The 21,769-nt window shown below is 60.5% G+C and carries 20 protein-coding genes; 9 read left to right on the forward strand and 11 right to left on the reverse strand.

Annotated elements, in window-relative coordinates; genetic code table 11:
• The first annotated feature begins 8 nt into the window (after nt 1-8).
• Nucleotides 9-2,666: an aminopeptidase N gene (pepN, locus tag A462_RS27040; protein WP_008432001.1), complete on the forward strand. Its 2,658-nt coding sequence runs from the start codon at nt 9-11 to the stop codon at nt 2,664-2,666.
• A 121-nt stretch (nt 2,667-2,787) separates the two neighbouring features.
• Here the strand turns inward: pepN and A462_RS27035 are convergent, their stop codons facing one another.
• Nucleotides 2,788-3,843, reverse strand: coding sequence for an aldo/keto reductase (locus A462_RS27035; RefSeq protein ID WP_008432003.1), 1,056 nt, complete (start codon nt 3,841-3,843; stop codon nt 2,788-2,790).
• A gap of 182 nt (nt 3,844-4,025) precedes the next feature.
• Here A462_RS27035 and A462_RS27030 point away from each other — a divergent pair, with 182 nt between their 5' ends.
• The 4 genes from A462_RS27030 to A462_RS27015 all read left to right on the forward strand — a co-directional run bounded on the left by A462_RS27030 (nt 4,026) and on the right by A462_RS27015 (nt 6,875).
• Nucleotides 4,026-4,742, forward strand: a complete 717-nt coding sequence (locus A462_RS27030; protein ID WP_032898885.1) for a helix-turn-helix transcriptional regulator — start codon at nt 4,026-4,028, stop codon at nt 4,740-4,742.
• A gap of 52 nt (nt 4,743-4,794) precedes the next feature.
• The gene (locus tag A462_RS27025; RefSeq protein WP_008432007.1) at nt 4,795-5,136 is read left to right on the forward strand and encodes a nuclear transport factor 2 family protein; all 342 of its coding nucleotides are present in this window, start codon (nt 4,795-4,797) and stop codon (nt 5,134-5,136) included.
• A 22-nt stretch (nt 5,137-5,158) separates the two neighbouring features.
• The gene (gene zapE / locus A462_RS27020) at nt 5,159-6,292 is read left to right on the forward strand and encodes a cell division protein ZapE (RefSeq protein ID WP_008432009.1); all 1,134 of its coding nucleotides are present in this window, start codon (nt 5,159-5,161) and stop codon (nt 6,290-6,292) included.
• 91 nt (nt 6,293-6,383) lie between these two features.
• Nucleotides 6,384-6,875 carry a GNAT family N-acetyltransferase gene (locus A462_RS27015; RefSeq protein ID WP_008432012.1) on the forward strand — a complete coding sequence of 164 codons (492 nt, stop codon included), beginning with the start codon at nt 6,384-6,386 and terminating at the stop codon, nt 6,873-6,875.
• Between the two features lie 98 nt (nt 6,876-6,973).
• Here the strand turns inward: A462_RS27015 and A462_RS27010 are convergent, their stop codons facing one another.
• From A462_RS27010 to A462_RS34190, 4 genes are all read right to left on the reverse strand, one after another.
• Nucleotides 6,974-7,189 (reverse strand): hypothetical protein, encoded by a 216-nt coding sequence (locus A462_RS27010; RefSeq protein ID WP_003217916.1) that lies wholly within the window; start codon nt 7,187-7,189, stop codon nt 6,974-6,976.
• A 150-nt stretch (nt 7,190-7,339) separates the two neighbouring features.
• The gene (locus tag A462_RS27005) at nt 7,340-9,589 is read right to left on the reverse strand and encodes a TonB-dependent siderophore receptor (RefSeq protein WP_008432014.1); all 2,250 of its coding nucleotides are present in this window, start codon (nt 9,587-9,589) and stop codon (nt 7,340-7,342) included.
• 155 nt (nt 9,590-9,744) lie between these two features.
• On the reverse strand, nt 9,745-11,484 hold the full coding sequence (locus A462_RS27000) for a phosphoethanolamine transferase CptA (RefSeq protein ID WP_008432015.1): 1,740 nt from the start codon (nt 11,482-11,484) through the stop codon (nt 9,745-9,747).
• A 154-nt stretch (nt 11,485-11,638) separates the two neighbouring features.
• Nucleotides 11,639-11,815 (reverse strand): DUF6026 family protein, encoded by a 177-nt coding sequence (locus tag A462_RS34190; RefSeq protein ID WP_157222824.1) that lies wholly within the window; start codon nt 11,813-11,815, stop codon nt 11,639-11,641.
• Between the two features lie 244 nt (nt 11,816-12,059).
• Here A462_RS34190 and gnd point away from each other — a divergent pair, with 244 nt between their 5' ends.
• From gnd to A462_RS26985, 3 genes are read left to right on the forward strand one after another with little or no spacing between them, the layout of a single operon-like run.
• The gene (gnd, locus tag A462_RS26995) at nt 12,060-13,067 is read left to right on the forward strand and encodes a phosphogluconate dehydrogenase (NAD(+)-dependent, decarboxylating) (protein ID WP_256579633.1); all 1,008 of its coding nucleotides are present in this window, start codon (nt 12,060-12,062) and stop codon (nt 13,065-13,067) included.
• Nucleotides 13,064-14,587, forward strand: a complete 1,524-nt coding sequence (gene zwf, locus A462_RS26990) for a glucose-6-phosphate dehydrogenase (RefSeq protein ID WP_003217928.1) — start codon at nt 13,064-13,066, stop codon at nt 14,585-14,587. Before gnd ends, zwf begins: the two co-directional genes overlap by 4 nt.
• On the forward strand, nt 14,584-15,408 hold the full coding sequence (locus tag A462_RS26985) for an HAD family hydrolase (protein WP_003217930.1): 825 nt from the start codon (nt 14,584-14,586) through the stop codon (nt 15,406-15,408). The genes zwf and A462_RS26985 overlap by 4 nt, the downstream gene beginning before the upstream one ends.
• 137 nt (nt 15,409-15,545) lie before the next feature.
• On the opposite strand, the gene A462_RS26980 is transcribed toward A462_RS26985, so the two are convergent.
• A complete protein-coding gene (locus A462_RS26980; protein WP_003217933.1) occupies nt 15,546-15,806 on the reverse strand; it encodes a hypothetical protein in 261 nt (86 codons plus the stop codon).
• Nucleotides 15,807-16,149: 343 nt separating this feature from the next.
• Here A462_RS26980 and A462_RS26975 point away from each other — a divergent pair, with 343 nt between their 5' ends.
• Nucleotides 16,150-17,478 carry a sigma-54 dependent transcriptional regulator gene (locus A462_RS26975; protein ID WP_003217935.1) on the forward strand — a complete coding sequence of 443 codons (1,329 nt, stop codon included), beginning with the start codon at nt 16,150-16,152 and terminating at the stop codon, nt 17,476-17,478.
• A gap of 65 nt (nt 17,479-17,543) precedes the next feature.
• Here A462_RS26975 and A462_RS26970 read toward each other — a convergent pair whose 3' ends face one another.
• From A462_RS26970 to A462_RS26950, 5 genes are all read right to left on the reverse strand, one after another.
• Nucleotides 17,544-18,857, reverse strand: a complete 1,314-nt coding sequence (locus A462_RS26970) for an autotransporter domain-containing protein (RefSeq protein ID WP_008432025.1) — start codon at nt 18,855-18,857, stop codon at nt 17,544-17,546.
• A 49-nt stretch (nt 18,858-18,906) separates the two neighbouring features.
• Nucleotides 18,907-19,656, reverse strand: coding sequence for a hypothetical protein (locus tag A462_RS26965; protein ID WP_003217939.1), 750 nt, complete (start codon nt 19,654-19,656; stop codon nt 18,907-18,909).
• 37 nt (nt 19,657-19,693) lie between these two features.
• Entirely contained in the window at nt 19,694-20,374 is a 681-nt protein-coding gene (locus A462_RS26960; protein ID WP_003217941.1) for a C39 family peptidase, read from the reverse strand.
• Between the two features lie 61 nt (nt 20,375-20,435).
• Nucleotides 20,436-21,131, reverse strand: coding sequence for a hypothetical protein (locus A462_RS26955; protein ID WP_008432027.1), 696 nt, complete (start codon nt 21,129-21,131; stop codon nt 20,436-20,438).
• Between the two features lie 79 nt (nt 21,132-21,210).
• On the reverse strand, nt 21,211-21,768 hold the full coding sequence (locus A462_RS26950) for a hypothetical protein (protein WP_008432029.1): 558 nt from the start codon (nt 21,766-21,768) through the stop codon (nt 21,211-21,213).
• Nucleotide 21,769: the final 1 nt, after the last annotated feature.

Consider the following 21,769-nt stretch of genomic DNA (forward strand, 5'->3'; position numbering starts at 1 on the left):
CGACAGACATGCGCACCGAACAGCCGAAGATGATTTACCTGAAGGACTATCAGGCGCCGGACTACCTGATCGACGAGACGCACCTGACCTTCGAGTTGTTCGAGGACCATAGCCTGGTCCACGCGCAGCTGGTGATGCGCCGCAACCCCGAGCGCGGCGCCGGCTTGCCGCCGCTGGTGCTGGACGGGCAGCAGCTGGAGCTGCTGTCGGTGAACCTGGCCGACCAGGAACTGACCGACGCCGACTACCAGTTGAGCGACAGCCACCTGACCGTGCACCCCACCAGCGCGACCTTCACCCTCGACACCACGGTGAAGATCCACCCGGAAACCAATACCGCCCTGGAAGGCCTGTACAAATCCGGCGGCATGTTCTGCACCCAGTGCGAGGCCGAGGGTTTCCGCAAGATCACCTATTACCTCGACCGTCCGGACGTGATGAGCGTGTTCACCACCACGGTGATCGCCGAGCAACACAGCTACCCGGTGTTGCTGTCCAACGGCAACCCGATTGCTTCCGGCCCTGGCGAAGACGGCCGGCACTGGGCGACCTGGGAAGATCCGTTCAAGAAGCCGGCGTACCTGTTTGCACTGGTGGCCGGTGATTTGTGGTGTGTCGAAGACACCTTCACCACCATGACCGAGCGCACCGTGGCGCTGCGTATCTATGTCGAGCCGGAAAACATCGACAAGTGCCAGCACGCCATGAACAGCCTGAAGAAATCCATGCGCTGGGACGAGGAAGTCTATGGCCGTGAGTACGACCTCGACATCTTCATGATCGTCGCGGTCAACGACTTCAACATGGGCGCCATGGAAAACAAGGGCCTCAACATCTTCAACTCCAGCGCCGTGCTGGCCCGTGCCGAAACCGCCACCGACGCCGCGCACCAGCGAGTCGAGGCGATCGTTGCCCACGAATACTTCCACAACTGGTCGGGCAACCGCGTGACTTGCCGCGACTGGTTCCAGCTGTCGCTGAAGGAAGGCTTCACGGTGTTCCGTGATTCGCAGTTCTCTGCCGACATGAATTCGGCCACCGTCAAGCGCATCCAGGACGTGGCTTATCTGCGCACTCACCAGTTCGCCGAAGATGCCGGCCCCATGGCCCACGCCGTGCGTCCGGACGGCTTTATCGAGATCTCCAACTTCTACACCCTGACCGTGTACGAAAAGGGCTCGGAAGTCGTCCGTATGATCCAAACCTTGCTTGGCGCCGAAGGGTTCCGCAAAGGCAGCGACCTGTACTTCGAACGCCACGACGGCCAGGCTGTGACCTGCGATGACTTCATCAAGGCCATGGAAGACGCCAACGGCGCTGACCTGACCCAGTTCAAGCGCTGGTACAGCCAGGCAGGTACGCCACGCCTGGCGGTGAGCGAGTCCTACGACGCGGTGGCTAAAACCTACAGCCTGACCTTCCGTCAAAGCTGCCCGGAAACCCCGGACAAGGTGGAAAAACTGCCGTTCGTGATTCCGGTTGAGCTGGGCCTGCTGGACGGGAAGGGCGCGGGCATCGCCTTGCGCCTGGCCGGTGAAACCGCTGCCGGCGCCACGTCCCGCGTGATCTCGGTGACCGAAGCCGAACAGACCTTCACCTTTGTCGACATCGCCGAGCACCCGCTGCCGTCGCTGCTGCGCGGCTTCTCGGCGCCGGTGAAGCTGAGCTTCCCGTATAACCGCGACCAACTGATGTTCCTGATGCAGCACGACAGCGATGGCTTCAATCGCTGGGACGCCGGCCAGCAGCTGTCGGTGCAGGTGTTGCAGGAGCTGATCGCCCAACATCAGCAGGGCAAGGCGCTGGTGCTGGATCAACGCCTGATTACTGCACTGCGCAGCGTATTGAGCGACGAAAGCCTGGACCAGGCGATGGTCGCCGAGATGCTCTCGCTGCCGAGCGAAGCCTACCTGACTGAAATCAGCGAAGTGGCGGATGTCGACGCCATCCACGCGGCCCGCGAGTTTGCTCGCAAGCAGTTGGCCGACAACCTGTTCGAGGGCCTGTGGCTGCGTTACCAGGCCAATCGCGACCTGTCGAAGAAAACCCCGTACGTGGCCGAGGCGGAACACTTTGCCCGTCGCGCCTTGCAGAACATTGCGCTGTCGTACCTGATGCTCAGCGGCAAGCCGGAAGTGCTGGCGGCGACCCTTGAACAGTTCGACGCGTGCGACAACATGACCGAGCGCCTGACGGCCCTGGCGGTGCTGGTCAACTCGCCGTTCGAAGAAGAAAAAGCCAAGGCGCTGGCGGTGTTTGCCGAGAACTTCAAGGACAACCCGCTGGTCATGGACCAGTGGTTCAGCGTACAGGCGGGCAATGGTTCGCCGGGCGCGCTGGAGCGGGTCAAGACGTTGATGCAGCACCCTGCGTTCAACATCAAGAACCCGAACAAGGTGCGGGCACTGGTGGGCGCGTTTGCCGGGCAGAACCTGATCAACTTCCACGCGGCGGATGGTTCGGGTTATCGGTTCCTGGCGGACCTGGTGATCCAGTTGAATGGCTTCAACCCACAGATTGCTTCGCGGCAATTGGCGCCGTTGACCCGCTGGCGCAAGTACGACAGCGCGCGGCAGGCGCTGATGAAAGGCGAGCTGGAGCGGATTCGCGCTTCGGGCGAGCTGTCCAGCGATGTGTTTGAAGTGGTGAGCAAAAGCCTCGCTTAACTGAGGCTGAGTACTGCATCTGTGGCGAGGGAGCTTGCTCCCGCTGGAGTGCGCAGCGCTCCCAAGATTTTGGGGCCGCTACGCAGCCCAGCGGGAGCAAGCTCCCTCGCCACAACGGGTCTTAGATAACCGGCGGCCAGCGCAGGTCTTGTGCATCATCGTCCGTATAACGTGGGAAGCGCTCCGCGATCATCTCGTGGGGCACGCCCAGCGGTATCGCGCTGGCAGCATCCAGGCGGGCCACTTGCTCAGCCGAGAGTTGCACACTCAACGCACCCAGGGTGCCGTCCAGTTGTTCGCGGGTGCGCGGCCCCAGGATCGGGATCAGCGCGGTAGTGGAACGACGGGCCTTTTCCCGCAGCCAGGCGATGGCGATGTGAGTCGGCGTGGCGTCCAGTTCACCGGCAACCGCCAGCAGGGTGTCGAGCACTGCGGTTTCCCGTGCGCTTTTTTCAGCGTGGACCAAAATCCCCAGCTTGCTGGCGCGGGTATCGTCCTGGCTGTTGCGGTACTTCCCGGTCAGAAAACCACCCCCCAGCGGTGACCATAAAGTCGCGGCCAGGCCCAGGGCCTCGGCCATGGGCAGCAGCTCGCGGTCAGCGGTGCGTTCGGCCAGGCTGTATTCGGTCTGGATCGCTACCAGGGGTGCAAAGCCGCGCACTTCAGCGAGCAGGTCGGCGCGGGCAATGCGCCAGGCGGGGAAGTTGGACAGCCCGGCGTAGTGGATCTTGCCGGCACGCACCAGGTCATCAAACCCCCGCAGGATCTCTTCCATCGGCGTGACGTTGTCGCTGATATGCGCCCAGAACAGGTCGATGTGGTCGGTGTTCAAGCGTTTCAGGCTTTCTTCGACGGCGCGCACCATGTTCTTGCGGTTGTTGCCAAGCTTGAGGGTGCCTTCGTCTTGAGGCTGGGTGCGCAGGGTGTATTTGCTGGCGATCACCAAGCGGTCGCGTTCCGAGGCAATGAACTCGCCGAGCAGCACTTCCGATTGGCCGAACTGGTAGCCGTTGGCAGTATCGAGGAAGTTTCCGCCGGCCTCCAGATAGCCGTCGTAGATTCGCTTGGACTCGTCGCGCTCGGCGCCGTGGCCCCAGCCTGTGCCGAAATTGGCGGTACCCAGGGCCAGCTCTGAAACCCGCAGGCCGCTGCGACGGCCAAAGACTTTATTGCGCATACCGAAACTCCTGACGCTGTGGTTGGTTTAAATGTTTCGCAACATCTATTAAATATGATGCTAGTCATATATTTCGTCAAGGGGCTTTTTTGGCGGCTGAAGGGAAGGGTGCCTGCTCCTGACACTTTCTGACGGAGGCCTCTGCTAAGCTGCACAACCTTTCTTTTTCGAGCATGATCAACGTGTCGCGTACCAGTCGTCTGTTGACCTTGTTGCAAGTCCTGCGGGGCAAAAAGCGCCCGGTGACGGCCGCCGTGCTGGCGGCAGAACTGGAGATTTCCGAGCGCACGCTGTACCGCGATATCGCCGAACTGACCGCGTTGGGCGCACCGATCTACGGCGAGGCGGGCGTGGGCTATGTGCTGCGTGCGGGCCTGTTCCTGCCGCCGCTGATGCTCAATGCCGACGAGACCGAAGCCATCGTGCTGGGCTTGCGGTATGTCGACCAGCGCGGTGATGACGTACTGAGCCAGGCGGCGGCCAATGCGCTTGCAAAGATCGCCGACGTGCTTGACCCGGCTGCCCAGGAAGCCTTGCGCAATCCGACGGTGCTGCCGGGCCCGCCAGGCTTCGGCTACCCGGAAAACCGCGTGCCGTTGAATGTGTTCCGCGAGGCCATTCGCGGCCAGGCCAAACTGCACATCGACTACGCCGATGCCAGCCAGACCGCCAGCCAGCGCCTGATCTGGCCCCTGGCCCTGGGTTTTCTCAACGAAGTGCGGGTGATCGTCGCGTGGTGTGAATTGCGTGGGGCCTATCGCACCTTCCGCACCGACCGAGTGGCCGCCGCGCGCCTGCAAGGTGAACGTTATCCTGGCCGCCGCAGCGACTGGTTGCGGGGCTGGCGCAAGCTGATGGAACAGAACGAATCCGGGCCGTTCACTCCTGACAAGAACTGACACAACGCTGCTTTAGGATGGCTCCATAAATCACTAAAAAGGAGCTGTCACCATGTCCCAACCCACCCCTGAACTGGCCCCGGCTATTGCAACCTACATTGCCGCGGCGAATGCCGGCGACACCTCGCTGGTGGCCGACTGTTTCGCCGAAGATGCCAACGTGTTCGACGAAGGCGAGCACCGGGTCGGTACAGCCGCCATCGCCCGCTGGATGGAAGACACCGGGCGTCGTTACCAGCCCAGGGTCCAGGTGCTGAATGTGCAGCACCGCACGGGCAAGGTGCTGGTCAGCAACCTGATCACCGGCAGCTTTCCCGGCAGCCCGCTGGAGCTGCGCTATACCTTCCGCCTCAATGAACACGGCAAGATTGCCCGATTGGATATTTCCCTGTAGCCGTCATGGCATACTGCCGGGCATGACTTTCGACTCGCCACTTGCCGCCTATCAGCACGCCATCACCGAACAGGGTTTTATCCCCGACGACGCCCAGCGTGAAGCGGTGCAAGCCCTGCAGGACTGCCATCAGGCCTTGCACCACGGCCATGGGCCCATCACCGGGGTGTACCTGTGGGGCCCGGTCGGCCGGGGCAAGACCTGGCTGATGGACCAGTTCTACCAAAGCCTGGGAGTGCCAGCGCGGCGCCAGCATTTTCATCACTTCATGGGCTGGGTGCACCAGCGTTCATTCCAGCTCACGGGCACCCACGATCCCTTGCAGGCCCTGGCCCGCGAACTGAGCCGGGAAGTGCGGGTGCTGTGTTTCGATGAGTTGTTCGTCAACGACATTGGTGACGCCATCATCCTCGGCCGGCTGTTCCAGGTGATGTTCGAGGAAGGCGTGGTGATGGTCTGCACGTCCAACCAGCCACCGGACCAGCTGTACGCCGACGGTTTCAACCGGGATCGTTTCCTGCCGGGAATCGAAGCGATCAAACAGCATATGCGGGTGGTGGCAGTCGATGGCGGGGAAGATCATCGGCTGCACCCGGGCACCGCACTGCAGCGTTACTGGGTCGACCAGCCCGACGCGTTGGCCGAGGTGTTTCGCCAGTTAAGCGCCGGGCAGGCAGTGAGCAGCGACCCGGTTGCGGTCGGCTACCGTTCCATCGTGGCAGTGCAGTCCGGTGAAACCGTGCTGTGGTGTCGCTATGCCGACCTATGCGAGCAGCCATTGGCGGCGATGGATTTCATGCTGCTGTGTGATCGGTTCAAGGCCATTTTGCTCGGCGAGGTGCCCAACCTCAGCGCGCAAAAGCGCCCGGGGCGAATCGCCCGTGGCACCGAAGACGCTGCCGAACGGGTGGACGCCGGGGACCGGGAACTGCCGGAACTGTCGGTGCATGACGACAGCGTCCGGCGTTTCATCGCGCTGGTGGACGAGTGCTACGACCGCAAGGTGCCGCTGTACATCGAGGCCCGGGTGCCGCTGGAAAGCCTCTACACCGAGGGTTACCTGGAGTTTCCATTCCGCCGCACCCTGAGCCGCCTGCAGGAGATGCAACTGGCACGGTTTGGCGAGCCTGGCGCGCTTTCACGCGGGCAAATGTAGTTAATCTCCTTCATCTAATGCCTGCACCACGCTTACAATCGAGCCCTTTTATGGGGACCGAGTCCCTGTCGCACCGTCAACGAGGAAGGAAATGGACAGCGCAGACATCCTGGTGCTGCAAGCCAGCTACACCAATCCGGTACACGCCGAGGCCATTGGCCTGGTGCTCAATCATTACGCCGAAGACCCCATGGGCGGTGGCCACAGCCTGCCGGCCGACCGCTTGCAGCAACTGCCGGCAGAGCTGGCCAAGCGTGCCCACGCGTTCAGTGTGCTGGCCTTTGTCGGCGGTACGCCGGCCGGCCTGGTGAACTGCTTTGAAGGGTTTTCCACCTTTGCCTGCCGCCCGCTGGTCAACGTGCACGACGTGGTGGTGATGGATCAATTCCGTGGCCTGGGGCTGAGTCAGAAGATGCTGCAAAAGGTCGAGGAAATTGCTCGCCAACGCGGTTGCTGCAAGATCACCCTCGAGGTGCTTGAAGGCAACGCCGTGGCGCAGTCGGCGTATCGAAAGTTTGGGTTTGATGATTCGGTATTTGATCCGCAACATGGCCGGATGTTGTTCTGGAGCAAGCCGCTTTAATTAATGTTTATTTAATTAAAGGCAAAAAAAGGCGCCAGCAAGTGGCGCCAAATTGACCTTGGCTATCAGAGCGGAATAGCACAGGTATTGCGGGTAAATCAGCTGTTCGGTGTGTTGGTAGTTTGGTCGGCCGTTGCCGGCTTTTCGGTCTTGCCGTCAGCCATTGCGGTTTGCTGGGCAGCACCGTGAGTCTGTTCCTGAACGAAGGTGAAGTTGTTGTAGAACTCCTTCGAGCGCTCTGATCCGCCCTCTGCAAAGGCGGCTACGGAAGTCATGGTCATCAGGCCGGCAAGGATAACAGTCGAAAATTTCATGGCAGTGTCTCAGTAAGTGTGTTGGGTCCGCGCGTTGTCATCAGCGGCGGGATGGGGAGACTGTGGGCCAATGATATTAAGTAAGGGTTAACCTCGCGCTGACCGAAAGTTAACGATTTCGTTAACTTCCAATCTTTAGCAGCGATGAATTCAGAGCTTCCAGTCCAGTGCGACGCTGATAGAGCGCGGGTCTCCCCAATACACGCCGTTATAGAAGCCGACGCGCTCGTAATATTTTTTATCAAATAGGTTGTTGATATTAAGTGACGCCGACAAGTGGTCATCGAACTCATAGCGGGACATCAGGTTGACCACGGTATAGGCCTGCTGGGTGATCCGGGTGCGCTCCCTGATCAGGGCTCCATTGGTGTCCCGGCCAACCGGGCGATAGGCGAAGTCGTAGAAGTCACTTTGCCAATTCACCGCGCCGCCGACCGTCAGCGCGTGCCATTCGCCGGGCAGGCGGTAGGCCGTGGACACGCGCAACAGGTTCAGCGGCAGGTGGGTGTTGTTGCGCTGCTTGTCACCGTTCAGGGAGTGGGTGTAGGTGTATCCGGCGGTCAGGTTCCAGTCGGGGCGCACCTCTCCGGACACCTCTACCTCGAAACCCTGAACCTTGTTGCCTTTGCCGCCGGATGTGAAGAACTGCTCACCGGTCTCTGGATCCGGTGGGGTCAAACTGTCCAGTTCCGCGACGTTGTCCTGTTTGCTCCAGAAGTACGCGGCCGCCAGGTTCAGGCGCTCTTCCAGCAGGCTGCCCTTGATGCCCACTTCATAGTTGCTGCCTACCACCGGCTCCAGGTATTGCTTGCCGGCGTTGCGTTCTTCCTGCGGGTTGAAGATGTCGGTGTAGCTGGCGTAGACGGTGTACTCCGGGGTCAGGTCGTAGAGCAGGCCGGCGTAGGGTGTCCACATGTCGTTGTGGGTCTGGCTGGATTTTGACGTACCGAGGAACTGGTCAGTGTCCCTGTTGTAGTTGTAGGTGGTGCTCTCGATCTCCCAGCTGCCGTAGCGGCTGCCCAATACCGCATGCAGGCGATCGGTCAGGCTCAGGCGGGTGGCCAGGTAGCCGGCCTTTTGGCGGGTGCTGCCTTGTTCGCCCTTGAGGCCGGTGTTGGTGTCGGGGAATTTGCCGATCCCGCCCATGTGTTTCCAATCGTCGATGCTGGTGTAGTCCTTCGGCACCGTACCGCTGCGCAGGTGTGGCGAAGCGTCACGCTGCTCGGACTCGCCGTAACCCACCATCAATTCGTGCTCACGACCCAGCAGGGCATAGGACCCGGACAGGTTCAAGTCGACCACGTCCATTTTCGAGGTGCCGAGCATGTGGCTGGTCCAGGCGGTCATGCCGCCGCGGTCGGCATTCGGGAAGCCTGAGCCGCCGTAATAGACCTTGCCGTCGGTGTCGCTTTCACGGTGGGTATAGGCGGCCTTCAGGTGCCAGTCACCCGCCAGGCGGTGGTCGAGGGTAGCGAAGGTGGTTTCATCTTTCAGCGGCCAGGAACTCCAGTGGGCCGCGATGTTGGCGGAGCGGGGCAGCCTGGCTTTGCTGCCGTCGCTGTTCCAGTAGGGCAAGGTGCCCCACGCGGTGCCCTGCACATGCTTGTTCTGGTAATCGAAGCCCACCGCCAGCACCGTGTCGTCGGTCAGGTCGCCTTCGAGGATGCCGTAGCCGACTTCCCGTTGCAGCGCGTAGTTGTCGCGGTAGGACTGGGTGTCACGGTAGGCGAGAACCGTGCGGCCGCGCAGGCGCCCGTCAAATGCCAGGGGGCCGCCAACGTCCAGGTAGCTGTAGTAATTGTCGTGGGAGCCGCCACTGACGCCTGTCTTGGCCTGCCACTGTGCGGTCGGGCGTTTGCGCACCATGTTGACCGTGGCCGAGGGGTCGCCGGCGCCGGTGGTCAGGCCGGTGGCGCCGCGGACCACTTCGACCCGGTCGTAGATGATGGTGTCGGCATCGGACTTCATGCGGCCGAAGGTGTTGAGCATGCCGTCAATCTGGAAGTTGGTGATGCCGTAGCCGCGCGAGGAATAGCCGACCCGGTCGGAGTCCAGGTGCTGCACCACCACGCCGGTGGTCTGGCGCATCACTTCGGTCAGGGTGTTGAGGTTGAAGTCGTCCATCTGCTGGCGGGTGATCACCGAGACCGACTGCGGGGTTTCCTTGATGGACAGGTTCAGCCGGGTGGCGGTGCCCATTGAGCCTGTGGTGTAGGCACCGGTGTGTTCGGTGTTGGCGCCAAGGCCTTCGGCGGTGATGCTGGTGCTGCCCAGTTCCAGGGCTTTGGCCGGCGCTTGGGATTCCTGGTCGGGGTCGTTTTCGGCCAGCAGGTCCGGGCTCAGCGCCACGCTGAAGAGGCCCAGGGTCAAGGTCATGGAACGGGTAATAGGCGCGAACATCGCGGCGAACTCCTTGTCGTCTATGAAAAATGCCATTGGCTCAAAGACGAAAGGAGACGGGGAACTTTAGCGCTAAACGAGAATAATTATTATCTTTACGTTACAGCTAAATCGGGTTTCACCGCATTGCGCGGATGAAACCCGGGCGATTCAAGCTACTTGACGACCACGTTGGCGGCGTCTGGCTTGGGCTTGATCAGGCTGAAATCAATCAGCGGTTTTTGCTGGCGTGCATACGGGTCGCCAATCATCCGTGGCCGAGGCTTGAAGCTGTCACTGACCAGGCTCTTGCTGTGGTCCAGTTCGTCGAAGCTCAACCCGGCCATGTCGGCCCAGGTATGGATCAGCTGCGAGCTGGTGTAAGGGCGCTGCAAGTCACCGGCAAAACTCCAGTCATGGCTTTCACGCCACTTGGGTGATGCGTAGGCCATGAACGGAATGGTGTACATCGGTGCTGTCGGCTTGCCTTCGTTGCGGCCCAGGGTGTTGTGGCCGGCCGAATCGAACACGTCTTCGCCGTGGTCGGAAAGGTACAGCAGGAATCCGTTCGGATCGGTCTTGGCGTAGTCCTTGATCAGGCTCGACACCACGAAATCGTTGTAAAGCACCGCATTGTCGTAGCTGTTGTAGGTCGGCAACTGTGCGTCGCTGACCCCCTCAGGCACGCCCTGGCGGTCGGTGAACTTGTCGAAGGTCGGCGGGTAGCGGTACTGGTAGCTCATGTGGGTGCCCAGCAGGTGCACCACGATGAATTTGCGTTCGGCAGTGTCGGACATGGCCTTGGCAAATGGCTCCAGCACGTCGCCGTCATACTGGCGCGCATTCTGGTTGCGGTTGTTGTTCAGGTACACCTGCTCGTCGGCCTGTTCGGAAAAGGTCGTGAGCATGGTGTTGCGCTTGGTCATGGTCTGCTGGTTGGTGATCCAGAAGGTCTTGTAGCCGGCCTGCTTCATCACGCTGACGATGGACGGGGTCTTGAGGTACAGGTCCGGGTTTTCTTCGTCGGCGAAGGTCAGCACCTGTTGCAGCGCCTCGATAGTGTACGGGCGCGGGGTAATGACGTTGTCGAACACCGCCAGTTGGTCCCGCAGCTTGTCCAGTTCCGGCGTGGTGTTGCGCGGGTAGCCATACAGGCTCATGCGCTGGCGGTTGGTGGACTCGCCGATCACCAGCACCAGGGTCGACGGCTGGCCGGCCATGCTGTCCTTGAGGTTGGTCAGGGGCGGGATCTTGCTGGCGCTGGTCAGCATGCCTTGCATGTTATCCAGTTGTTCGGTGTAGCGGCGGTAGGCGACGATCATCTGCCATGGCACTGCCGGCTCGATACGGGTTTCGAAGCGGTCGATGGCCAGTTCCATGGTCTCGCTCTTGGCGATCTGCTTGACCAGCGGGTAGCCGACGATGGCAATCACGATTGCGGCAGCCGCCAGCATGGCCTGGCCACGTGGCAGGTAAACCGGGCGTACGCGGGTCCACAGGAAAACGGCCATGGCGGTGTGGGCAATGAACGCCAGCACGATCCACCAGGCAAAGTATTGGGTGGCGTATTCGCCGGCTTCAGAGATGTTCGACTCGAACATGATGAAGATGACGCTTTGAGAGAATTCCTGCTGGTAGATGAAGAAATAACCCAGGCTGGCCATGGAACAGGCCCACAGCACCACGCCAATCAACCCCGCCACCAGGCGCGCGCGACGTGGGAACAACAGCATCGGCGCCAGCCACAGGGCGCTCATGAAGAATGCCTGGCGGAAACCACTGAAGCCGGAGGTGCCGGTCAGTTGGATCAGCAGTTGGGTAATGCCCGAGAAATACCAGAAGAACAGAAACATCCAGCCGAGGCCGGCCCAATCAAAACCTTTCGCAGACGTAGTGCTGCGTTTGAACATCGCCATCCAGCGCTCCAACCCGATAATTTCAGTGTCAACGCGCAGGGATGCACGCAAACAGAGGGCCTGCGCACGTAGCGCGGCCCTATTCGGCGGGAGTATCGGGAGGGGGATGTGAAAACTTCGTGAGTTATTCCTGAACGGTTCGTTCAGCCCACGTTCAGCAAAGTGCGGGCTGGGTGTCGGACGGCTGATTGAGCTGGCCCTGCAGGTGCGAGCGCAAACGCATGACTTCCTGCTGCAGTTGGTCGCGCTCGTTTTTCAACTGGCGCAATTCATCGCGGCGAATGGTGACGTAGAGGGTCTGTGGCGGACGGGTCATGTGTGCAGTGCTCATTGCTTACCTCGCAAATAGCCGGTCTATCGCGGTGCCAGAGCGCTTGAATCGAGGCTCTCGGCAACAGTCGGGGCAATTCTGAATTCTTTTTTTAATGAAGGGAACTTTTTTATTTTTGATGGTCGTTGTGACTTTTAACCCACTGAAGGCGAAAGGATGGCCACTTTTTGTCATGAAACTATGCCAATCCGCTCTGGACTAACCCTCATTAGCCTCATTGCGCTATAAACTGTGACACACATTTATTCGTAGTAAGGAGCATCAGCACATGCAACTGGGGATTATTGGACTAGGCCGCATGGGTGGCAACATTGCGCGGCGCCTGATGCTCAATGGGCATACCACCGTGGTTTACGACCGCAATGAAGCATTCGTAAAAGGTCTGGCAGGCGAGGGCGCCACGGGCGTTGCTGACCTGGCAGGCCTGGTGGCCGGGCTGCAAAAGCCCCGGGCGATCTGGGTGATGCTGCCGGCAGGCGACCCGACCGAGAACACCATTGAAGAACTGAGCCAACTGCTTGAAGACGGTGATGTGATCATCGACGGCGGCAACACCTTCTATAAGGATGACATCCGTCGGGCCAAGGCCCTGTCGGAAAAAGGCCTGCACTATGTCGACGTCGGCACCTCCGGCGGCGTCTGGGGCCTGGAGCGCGGCTACTGCATGATGATCGGCGGCGACGCCGAGACCGTTAAGCTGCTGGACCCGATCTTCGAAAGCCTGGCACCGGGCCTGGGCACCATCCCGCGTACCAAGGACCGTTCCGCCGCAGCGGACAGCCGTGCCGAGCGCGGCTATATCCACGCAGGGCCTGCCGGTTCCGGGCACTTCGTCAAGATGATCCACAACGGCATCGAGTACGGGATGATGCAGGCCTTCGCCGAAGGTTTCGACATCCTCAAGACCAAGAATTCGGAGAACCTGCCGCAAGACCAGCGCTTCGACCTGAATGTTGCCGATATCGCCGAAGTCTGGCGCCGCGGCAGCGTGGTGTCGTCCTGGCTGCTGGACCTGACCGCCGACGCCCTGGCCACTGATCCGAAGCTCGACGGGTATTCCGGCTCGGTCGCCGACAGTGGCGAAGGCCGCTGGACCATCGAGGCCGCCATGGAACAATCGGTGCCGGTTCCGGTGCTGTCGAACTCGCTGTTCGCACGCTTCCGCTCCCGCCAGCAAAGTACCTACGGTGACAAAATGCTTTCTGCCATGCGCTTCGGCTTTGGCGGCCATGTGGAGACTCCCAAAAAATGACCGCCAACGGCAAGAAACCCAAGGCCGAACCCGCTCCGCCCACCACACTGTTTCTGTTTGGTGCCCACGGTGACCTGGTCAAGCGCCTGCTCATGCCGGCGCTGTACAACCTCAGCCGCGACGGGCTGCTGGGCGATGGCTTGCGCATTGTCGGCGTTGATCACAACGCCATCAGCGACGCCGATTTCGCCAAGAAGCTCGAGGACTTCATTCGCACCGAGGCCGCCAGCAAGGTCAAGGGCAATGCCGAGAACGCCCTGGACCCTGCATTGTGGGAACAGTTGGCCAAAGGCATCAGCTACGTCGAGGGTGATTTCCTCGACGACGGCACCTACGCCGATATCGGCAAGAAGATTGCCGACAGCGGTACTGGCAATGCGGTGTTTTACCTCGCCACTGCGCCGCGTTTCTTCGCCGAAGTGGTGCAGCGCCTCGGCGCGGCCGGCTTGCTGGAAGAAACCCCGGAGGCGTTCCGCCGGGTGGTGATCGAAAAGCCGTTCGGCTCCGACCTCGCCACTGCCGAAGCGCTGAACGCCTGCCTGCTCAAAGTGATGAGCGAAAAGCAGATCTACCGCATCGACCATTACCTGGGCAAGGAAACCGTCCAGAACATCCTCATCAGCCGTTTTTCCAATGTGCTGTTCGAGGCGTTCTGGAACAACCACTACATTGACCACGTACAAATCACCGCCGCCGAAACCGTCGGCGTGGAAACCCGTGGCAGTTTCTTCGAACACACCGGCACCCTGCGGGACATGGTGCCCAATCACCTGTTCCAGTTGCTGGCGATGGTCGCCATGGAACCGCCGGCTGCCTTTGGCGCCGACGCAGTGCGGGGCGAGAAGGCCAAGGTGATCGGGGCCATCCGGCCCTGGTCGCTGGAAGACGCACGGGCCAACTCGGTGCGTGGCCAGTACACCTCGGGTGAAGTCGGCGGCAAGCAGCTGCCGGGTTACCGCGAAGAGGCCAACGTTGCGCCCGACAGCAGCACCGAGACCTTCGTTGCCCTCAAGGTGTTGATCGACAACTGGCGTTGGGTGGGTGTGCCGTTTTACCTGCGCACCGGCAAGCGCATGAGCATCCGCGACACCGAGATCATCATCTGCTTCAAGCCGGCGCCTTACGCGCAGTTCCGTGATACCGAGGTCGATGAACTCAAGCCGACGTACTTGAAGATCCAGATCCAGCCGAATGAAGGCATGTGGTTCGACCTGCTGGCGAAAAAGCCCGGGCCGACCCTGGACATGGCCAACGTGGAACTGGGGTTTGCCTACAAGGACTTCTTCGAGATGCAGCCGTCGACAGGTTACGAAACCCTGATCTACGACTGCATGACCGGCGACCAGACCTTGTTCCAGCGCGCCGACAACATCGAGAACGGCTGGCGTGCGGTGCAGCCTTTTCTCGATGCGTGGAAGCAGGATGACGGCATCCAGGCCTACAAGGCGGGTGAGGACGGCCCGGCGGCGGCTGATGCGTTGCTGGCCCGCGATGGCCGTACCTGGCACAGCCTCGGATGAGTGACTTGCCGAGTCAACCCATCCGTTTTGTGTTGAGTGATATGGATGGCACGTTGCTGCATCCGGATCACAGCCTCAGCCAGCGCACCATTGATACGGTTCGCGCCTTGCGCGCGGCCGGGGTGTTTTTCAGCCTGGCCAGCGGGCGACCGCCCAAGGCCATGCGTCAGCAGGTCGAAGCGCTGGGCATCGATGTGCCGATTGCCGGCTTCAACGGCGGCACGCTGGTCAATCCCGACGGCAGTATTCTGGTGGCGCATCACTTGCCGGCAGAAGCGGCGCTGGTGGCGTTGGCCTTGTTTACGCCGCAGCCGGACGTTGAAGTCTGGCTGTTTGCCGACGGCGACTGGCTGCGTCGCGATCCCGGCGGACCGATGGCGGTTCGCGAGGAGCACGGCCTGGGCTATGGGGCGATCGTGGTGGAGAGCTTCGAGCCGTATCTGGATCGGGTCGACAAGATTGTTGCGGCCAGTACCAATACCCAGCTGCTGATGGAGCTTGAGGCGCAGTTGCAGCCCAGGGTCGAGGGATTGGCCCAGGTGTCGCGTTCGCAGCCGGTGTTCCTGGATGTCACCGCCATGAAGGCCAACAAGGGTGAAGCATTGAGAACCCTTGCGGCGCACCTCGGTGTGCCACTGCAACAGACCGCAGCCATCGGTGATGGCGGCAATGACCCGGCGATGTTTCATGTGGCGGGGTTGTCGATTGCCATGGGCCAGGCAGAAGAGGTGGTCAAGCGCCAGGCCAGCGTCGTGACCGGCAGCAATGTCGATGACGGTGCGGCGGAAGCCATCGAGCGGTTTATTCTCTCGGCCTATTGATCGGTAACCACACTAATAAGTAGTCAGCTATGCAAAGTTGCAACTTGCATGGCTGACTGTCCACTTGAGTTAGTGCGGGTCAATATATTGCGCAGCCGGGCGGCACACTTTCGGGTGCCGTCTCACGCACGCTTCAGTTACTTGGGCATTGCCCAGGATTGCAACTGGTAGCCATCTTTGTCGAGTTCGGCACGGGCCTGCAACAGCAAGTTCTCGAGCTGTGCCGGGTCGGTATAAGTGCTGGAAGACAGCTGCTTGCTACCGATACGGGTATTGGTGCGGTCGATGACGCTCAGGCTCAGGGCGCCGTTGCCGTCGTGCCAGGCCACACATTGAAAGGGCTGGAAAGCACGGTCTGCGATCAAAAGAGCTTCGTTGATGCGGAGCGGGGCGTTCATGGGGTCTTCTCTCTAAATGCCCATTCAAGTGGAAGCCGTTGGTTGGGCGTGCCTAACGACTGGTTACTTGTACTGATGCACGATCACCGGGTGCGGGTCACATGTTAGAAGAAGATTTTTTAACTTTCCCTGATTAAAGTCATGTAAGGGGCTATTTTGAAAGCCTCATGAAAGTTACGCCGCGGCAATTGACCGCACCCGACTGACATAAAAGACCCGGTTCGTTCGCGACTTATAGCGAATCGGTACAAAGGGTGCGTCAAGATCTTGCTAGGGTTACCAGCAGACTTTGCAAATAGTTGTTTTTAAATAACTTTAACGATTTTGACGCCAAGGAATAGTCATGATTGTTACACCTGCCCCGCGCCGCCTGCTTGTGGTCGATCCCTGTGATGACTGCCATCGGCTATTGCCCGGTTTGCGCGCAGCGGGGTGGGACGTGGACAGCTGCGCCCTCGAGTCGGTGGGTGAGCGCTCCTGTGACGTGGGTTTGTTGCGCCTGCAGCCGTTTCACCTGGAGCGACCCGAAGCGGTCAAGGAACTGATCAGCCGCAGCGGCACCGAGTGGATTGCGGTGCTTAACCAGGAAGTGCTGCGCCTGCAGAATGTCGGCGATTTTGTCTGTGAGTGGTTCTTCGACTTCCATACCTTGCCGTTTGACGTGTCGCGGGTGCAGGTCACCCTGGGCCGCGCCTTCGGCATGGCGCGCCTGCGGGGCAAGGGCAACAACGCGCCTGCGGGCCAGCCGGAACACGAGTTGCTGGGGGACAGCCGTCCGATCCGGGAATTGCGCAAGCTGCTCGCCAAGCTGGCGCCCACTGAATCCCCGGTGTTGATCCGTGGCGACAGCGGCACCGGCAAGGAATTGGTCGCGCGTACCTTGCATCGCCAATCCCAGCGCCATGCCAAGCCGTTTGTGGCGATCAATTGCGGGGCGATTCCCGAACACCTGATCCAGTCCGAACTGTTCGGCCATGAGAAGGGCGCCTTCACCGGCGCCCATCAGCGCAAGGTGGGGCGGATCGAGGCGGCGCACGGCGGCACCCTGTTTCTCGATGAGATCGGCGACTTGCCCATGGAGCTGCAAGCCAACCTGCTGCGTTTTCTCCAGGAAAAACAGATCGAGCGAGTCGGCGGCAGCCAGCCGATTGCGGTGGATGTACGCGTGTTGGCGGCCACCCACGTCGACCTGGAAGCCGCGGTGGCAAAGGGCACTTTTCGCGAAGACTTGTATTACCGGCTCAACGTCCTGCAAGTGGTCACCGCGCCGTTGCGCGAGCGCCACGGTGACGTGGCGATGCTGGCCAACCATTTTTCACACTTCTACAGCCAGGAAACCGGCCGCCGTCCCCGCAGCTTCAGTGAAGACGCACTGGTGGCCATGGGCGAGCACGGTTGGCCGGGCAATGTGCGCGAGTTGGCCAACCGCGTGCGGCGGGGCCTGGTACTGGCGGAAGGGCGGCAAATCGAAGCCGTTGATCTGGGACTGCAAAGCCAGCAGGCAATCGCGCTGCCGATGGCTACACTGGAGGATTACAAGCACCGTGCTGAACGCCAGGCACTGTGCGATGTGCTCAACCGGCACAGCGACAACCTGAGTGTCGCGGCCCGTGTGCTGGGGGTTTCCCGGCCGACGTTCTACCGGTTGCTGCACAAACACCAGATCCGCTAGGGCGGGTAAACCGAAAAGCCCCGCAACGACCCTTATCGTTGCGGGGCTTTTCCCGTTGTCATGCCTTAAAAGTAATACGGGAACTTCAGGCTGAAGCTGAACGACGGCGCATCCGGTGTGATCCCGATGGCCAGGTTCGGCACGATGGTCAGGTTGTCGGTCGCCGCAATCGTCATGCCCACGTTGAAGTAACCCGCGTTGGCGTCGCTGGAAACCACCGACTGCCAGTCGCCGCCATCCGGCTTGAGCTTGCTCTTGCGTTGCACCAGGTCGGACACCGAGAACGACATACTCATCTTCTCGTTCAGCGCAAACGCCACGCCAGCGCCGATCTGGAAGCTGTCGCCCAACTGCACTTTCCCCGGGGTCTTCTGGCCGACCTGGGAGCTGATATCGCTGAACGAGTCTTCGAAGTTGTGGGTGTACGACAGCGAGCCAAACAATACCGCCGGGTCGAAGGTCTTGACCAGCGAGATACCCGGCGTGATCGACCACACACCGTTGCCGGTGGGCAGGCTTTCCGGCACGAAAAGGTTGGTGTTGCTGGATGACTGGACCAGCTTGATCCCAAACGGATCTTCGCCGGTGGGCGCCTTGACCCGCACCGACACCACGGCATCCGGCAGGTTGACGCTCTCGTCGAGGAATTTGTAGGCAATCCCGAAGTTGACGTCGCCGATAGTCGGGTCACGCGTGACCGATTGTTCCGAGGTCGCGGTGCCGCTGCCACCGTTGGCACCACCGGACTGATAGGTCGACTCGCGGTACACCACCGGCACGTTTATATCGAACTGCCAGCGGTTGTCGAGGTTGTAGCGGCCCGTGAGGTCGACGGTCCAGTTATCCGACTTGATCCGGTCCAGGTTGATGTTGCCGAGAAAGATCGAGTCCAGCGCCAGGAAGCCGTTGAGGGTCAACTGGCGGGCATCGTAGCGGGAATAGGTGACGCCGGTTTCAAAGCTGAACTTGCCGTTGCCAAAGAACCCGCTGGCCTCGTTATACAAGTTGCTCACGCTCTGTGCCGGGGCCGAATCATCCTTGAGGGACTGGCCGTAGGACGCGCCACCGGCTGCACCGCCCGAGGCCGCAGTCGCGCCGACTCCCGGCGTGTTGCCGGCCACCGTGGTGCCGCCTTTCTGGAAGTCTGCCGGGGATTTGGCCAGGCGTTTGGGCGGCGGCGCCACCGGTTGTTCTTCCACCTGGCGTACCCGTTGCTCCAGCACTGCCAGTGCTTTTTGCTGCACTTCGTAGCGTTGCTTGAGCTCCAGCAATTCCTTTTTCAATGTGTCTATGTCGGTGTCCGGCGCGGCATACAACATGGATGCGGGCAGGAGCGTGCTTAAACAAATTACGGCACGTAACGATAGCGATCGATGCATGGAATAAGCCGTCCCTTTCTAATGCGCAAGTGTCGAGGCACAGCGTAGTTCAATAACCGTTAGGGCGTAGGCCTCTGAGTTGATTCAGGTTCAGGTTCTGCCCCAAATTGTTCAAACCGTTGTTGCCCAGCACCACATTGAGCTGCGTCATGTTGCTCACAAAGTTGCTGTTACCCTGCAAAACCGTGCCTTGCAGGACATTACCGGCGCCGATCTGCTGCAACGAATTGCCCTGATTGTTGTTGGCCAGGATCGCCATTTGCAGCCCGCCATTGGCGGCCGACACCGTGACCTGGCCGGCACCCGTGCTGCCGGTGACCGACTGGCCAGCCACCAGGGCTTGTCCGGACTGGACGACATTGGCCGGCGACAAGCCATTCTGGTTCACATTGATATTCACGTTATTGCTGGCGGTGTTGCCATCGCCGGCGGCGCGCACGCTTTGGGTCACGCCCTGGCCGCTGCCCAGGCCGGCACCACCGACCACCGTGCCGGTGCCATTCGGCTGGTTGGGCGAGACTTTGGTGGGGCTGTCGGTTACCTGCACATAAAACTGCGGGGTGACGGTCGACGCGTTGACGTTCATGCTGGCCGAGCCGGTCACGCTGTCGCCGGCGGCATTGGTCCAGGTACTGCTCATCACGATGCCAAAACTGATGATCCGCCCCGGCATCACGTAGCGACCACGCAGGTCAGCCAGTTCCGAGTCCTTTATTTCAATCGGTTTGAACACCGATGACGCATAAGCGGGCATTGAGGCTGCCAGGCACATGACCGTCAGCCAACGGTAAGTGTTCATCGTTTGCTCCTGGAGCGTCCTGCCCCTTATTGCGCTTCTAGAAGAAGTCGCTCTGGATAAAACCGAAGTCCATCAATTCACTGTCCCGCACCGGACTGAACTCATTGATTCTGTTTTTCGCCGTCAGTGGGGTGGGCGGGTCGAGCAGCACGTTGGTCTTGTCATAACCTTCGCCCAATACCGCGAAGACGATGCCATTCCAGCCTTTGACGAAGTCGTCGCGGGCATAGCGTTTATGGCCCAGTACCGGGTCGCCGATGTACACCCAGTCCTTGTCGGCGCGCTGCATCACCACGAAGTGCTTGTAGCCGCGAATCTCCAGCAACACCACCACCGGGATCTTCACCGTGAGCAGGGTGTCTGCATTGATCCGGTAACCCCGGGCGCGCATGCCGATGCTTTCCAGGTAGCGCTTCATGTCCAACATCGAAAAGCCCTGGGTACGCACCAGGTCCTGATCGGCGTTGACCAGCATGCCCTTGATGATGTGGTCTTCATCCACATCCATCCAGTAGGCCTGGCGCAGGATGGTGGCCAAGGCGGCGGCACCGCAGCTGAAATCGGTTTTCTGTTCCACCAGGTTGGCGAACTTGCGTTCACGGATGCTCTCGACCTTCTTGAAGATCACGCCACCGCCGGGCATGGCGGCAATCGCCATTTGCCCCGCCCAAGTCGGGCCGGTGAGCAATAACAGGAGGGTGAGGGCGATGATCCGCATGATCGAATGGCCTGGTGGACACTGGAATAAAAAGGGGCCTTGTTGCCAAGGCCCCGTTGCATCAGAAACGTACGCCGGAGGAAATCACAGTGGTGTTGCCCTGCTGATTGCCCACGCCTGCAGCAATGTTGGCGCCCAGGTTGCCCGAAGAGCCATTAAGCGAGTTGTTGGCGCTGGCGTTGTTCACGACAGGCAGGTAAGTGTGGCTGCCCCATGGGCCAGACTGAGTGGCCACGGTATTGAGGAAGGTGTTGTCGACGCTGGTTTGAGTGGTGTTGCTCGAAGCAGCGGCGGCGGCACCACTGGCAGAAGCAATTGCCAGTTGGTTTTTCTGTTGGTTGAAGTTACCCGCGGCAACGCTCACACCCAGGTTGCCGGAGCTGCCGTTGGCCGAGTTGTTGAGCGAAGCGTTGTTGTGGGTAGCCACTTGCACCGAGACGTTGTTGCGGTTGTCTTGGGTAATGGTAGCTTGGGCAAACACGGCATCTGCATCACCGGCCGCAATGGCGGTCTGGTTGTCTTGTTGGTTGCCATCACCGGCTGCGATGTTGGCCTGGGCGTTGCCGCTGCTGCCGTTCAACGAGTTGTTGGCCGACGCGTTGTTCTGGGTGCCCAGGTTGAGCACGCCATTGTGGTTGCTCGATTGCGCATCGGAAACGGCGGCTACTGCAGCGGTAGGCTGATGAGTAGGTGGGTTGGCATGTGCGGCGGCAGCCATGATTGCAGCGAGAGCGAAGGCCAGTGGTTTAAGAGCCATTGTAGTTTTCATGGTATTTCCCCTTGCTTCTAATTAGTTGGTTAAGTGTTGGTACGGTCCAGCTTCGAGCTCCAATGAATCATTGGATTTGCACATTCAGGGCGTTAGCCATGCGGTTCCCCACCCCGGCACTCTGATTCACCTGTACCACTCCACGGCTGCCGGTGAAGGCCTGGTCGCTTGTGACGACCTGGCGGCTGCCAGTGGTAGAGGTGAACCCTGAGTTTGGTGACAGCGCCACGTTCTGTTGCGACATGACGCTGTCGTCGATGCTTTGCGGGCCAGCGTTCACGCTGATCCGCACCGCATTGATCATCTGGTTGCTGGCCCCGGCCGACTGGTTGACGCCCAGTACACCGCTGCCATTGCTGAATGAGTTGCCCTGGATCGCCACCTTGGCGTTCTGGGAGCGATCGGCCGGTGCGCCGCCGATGGTCTGGCTGAGGGCGCCGCCCGCCTGGGAGTTGCTGCCCGCCGAAATCGCGCGGCTGTTGAGCTGTTGTTGCTGATTGCCGGCCGCCTGGTTGATCGAGACGATGCCGTTGTATTGCTTGCCGGAGTTGTCGATCACTGCGCTGTTGTCAGCCATGGCTGCCGAGCAGCCCAGGATCGCCAGGAACAACCAGGAATGGTTCATC

It is taken from the genome of Pseudomonas sp. Ag1 (assembly GCF_000278565.1).
Lineage (GTDB): Bacteria > Pseudomonadota > Gammaproteobacteria > Pseudomonadales > Pseudomonadaceae > Aquipseudomonas.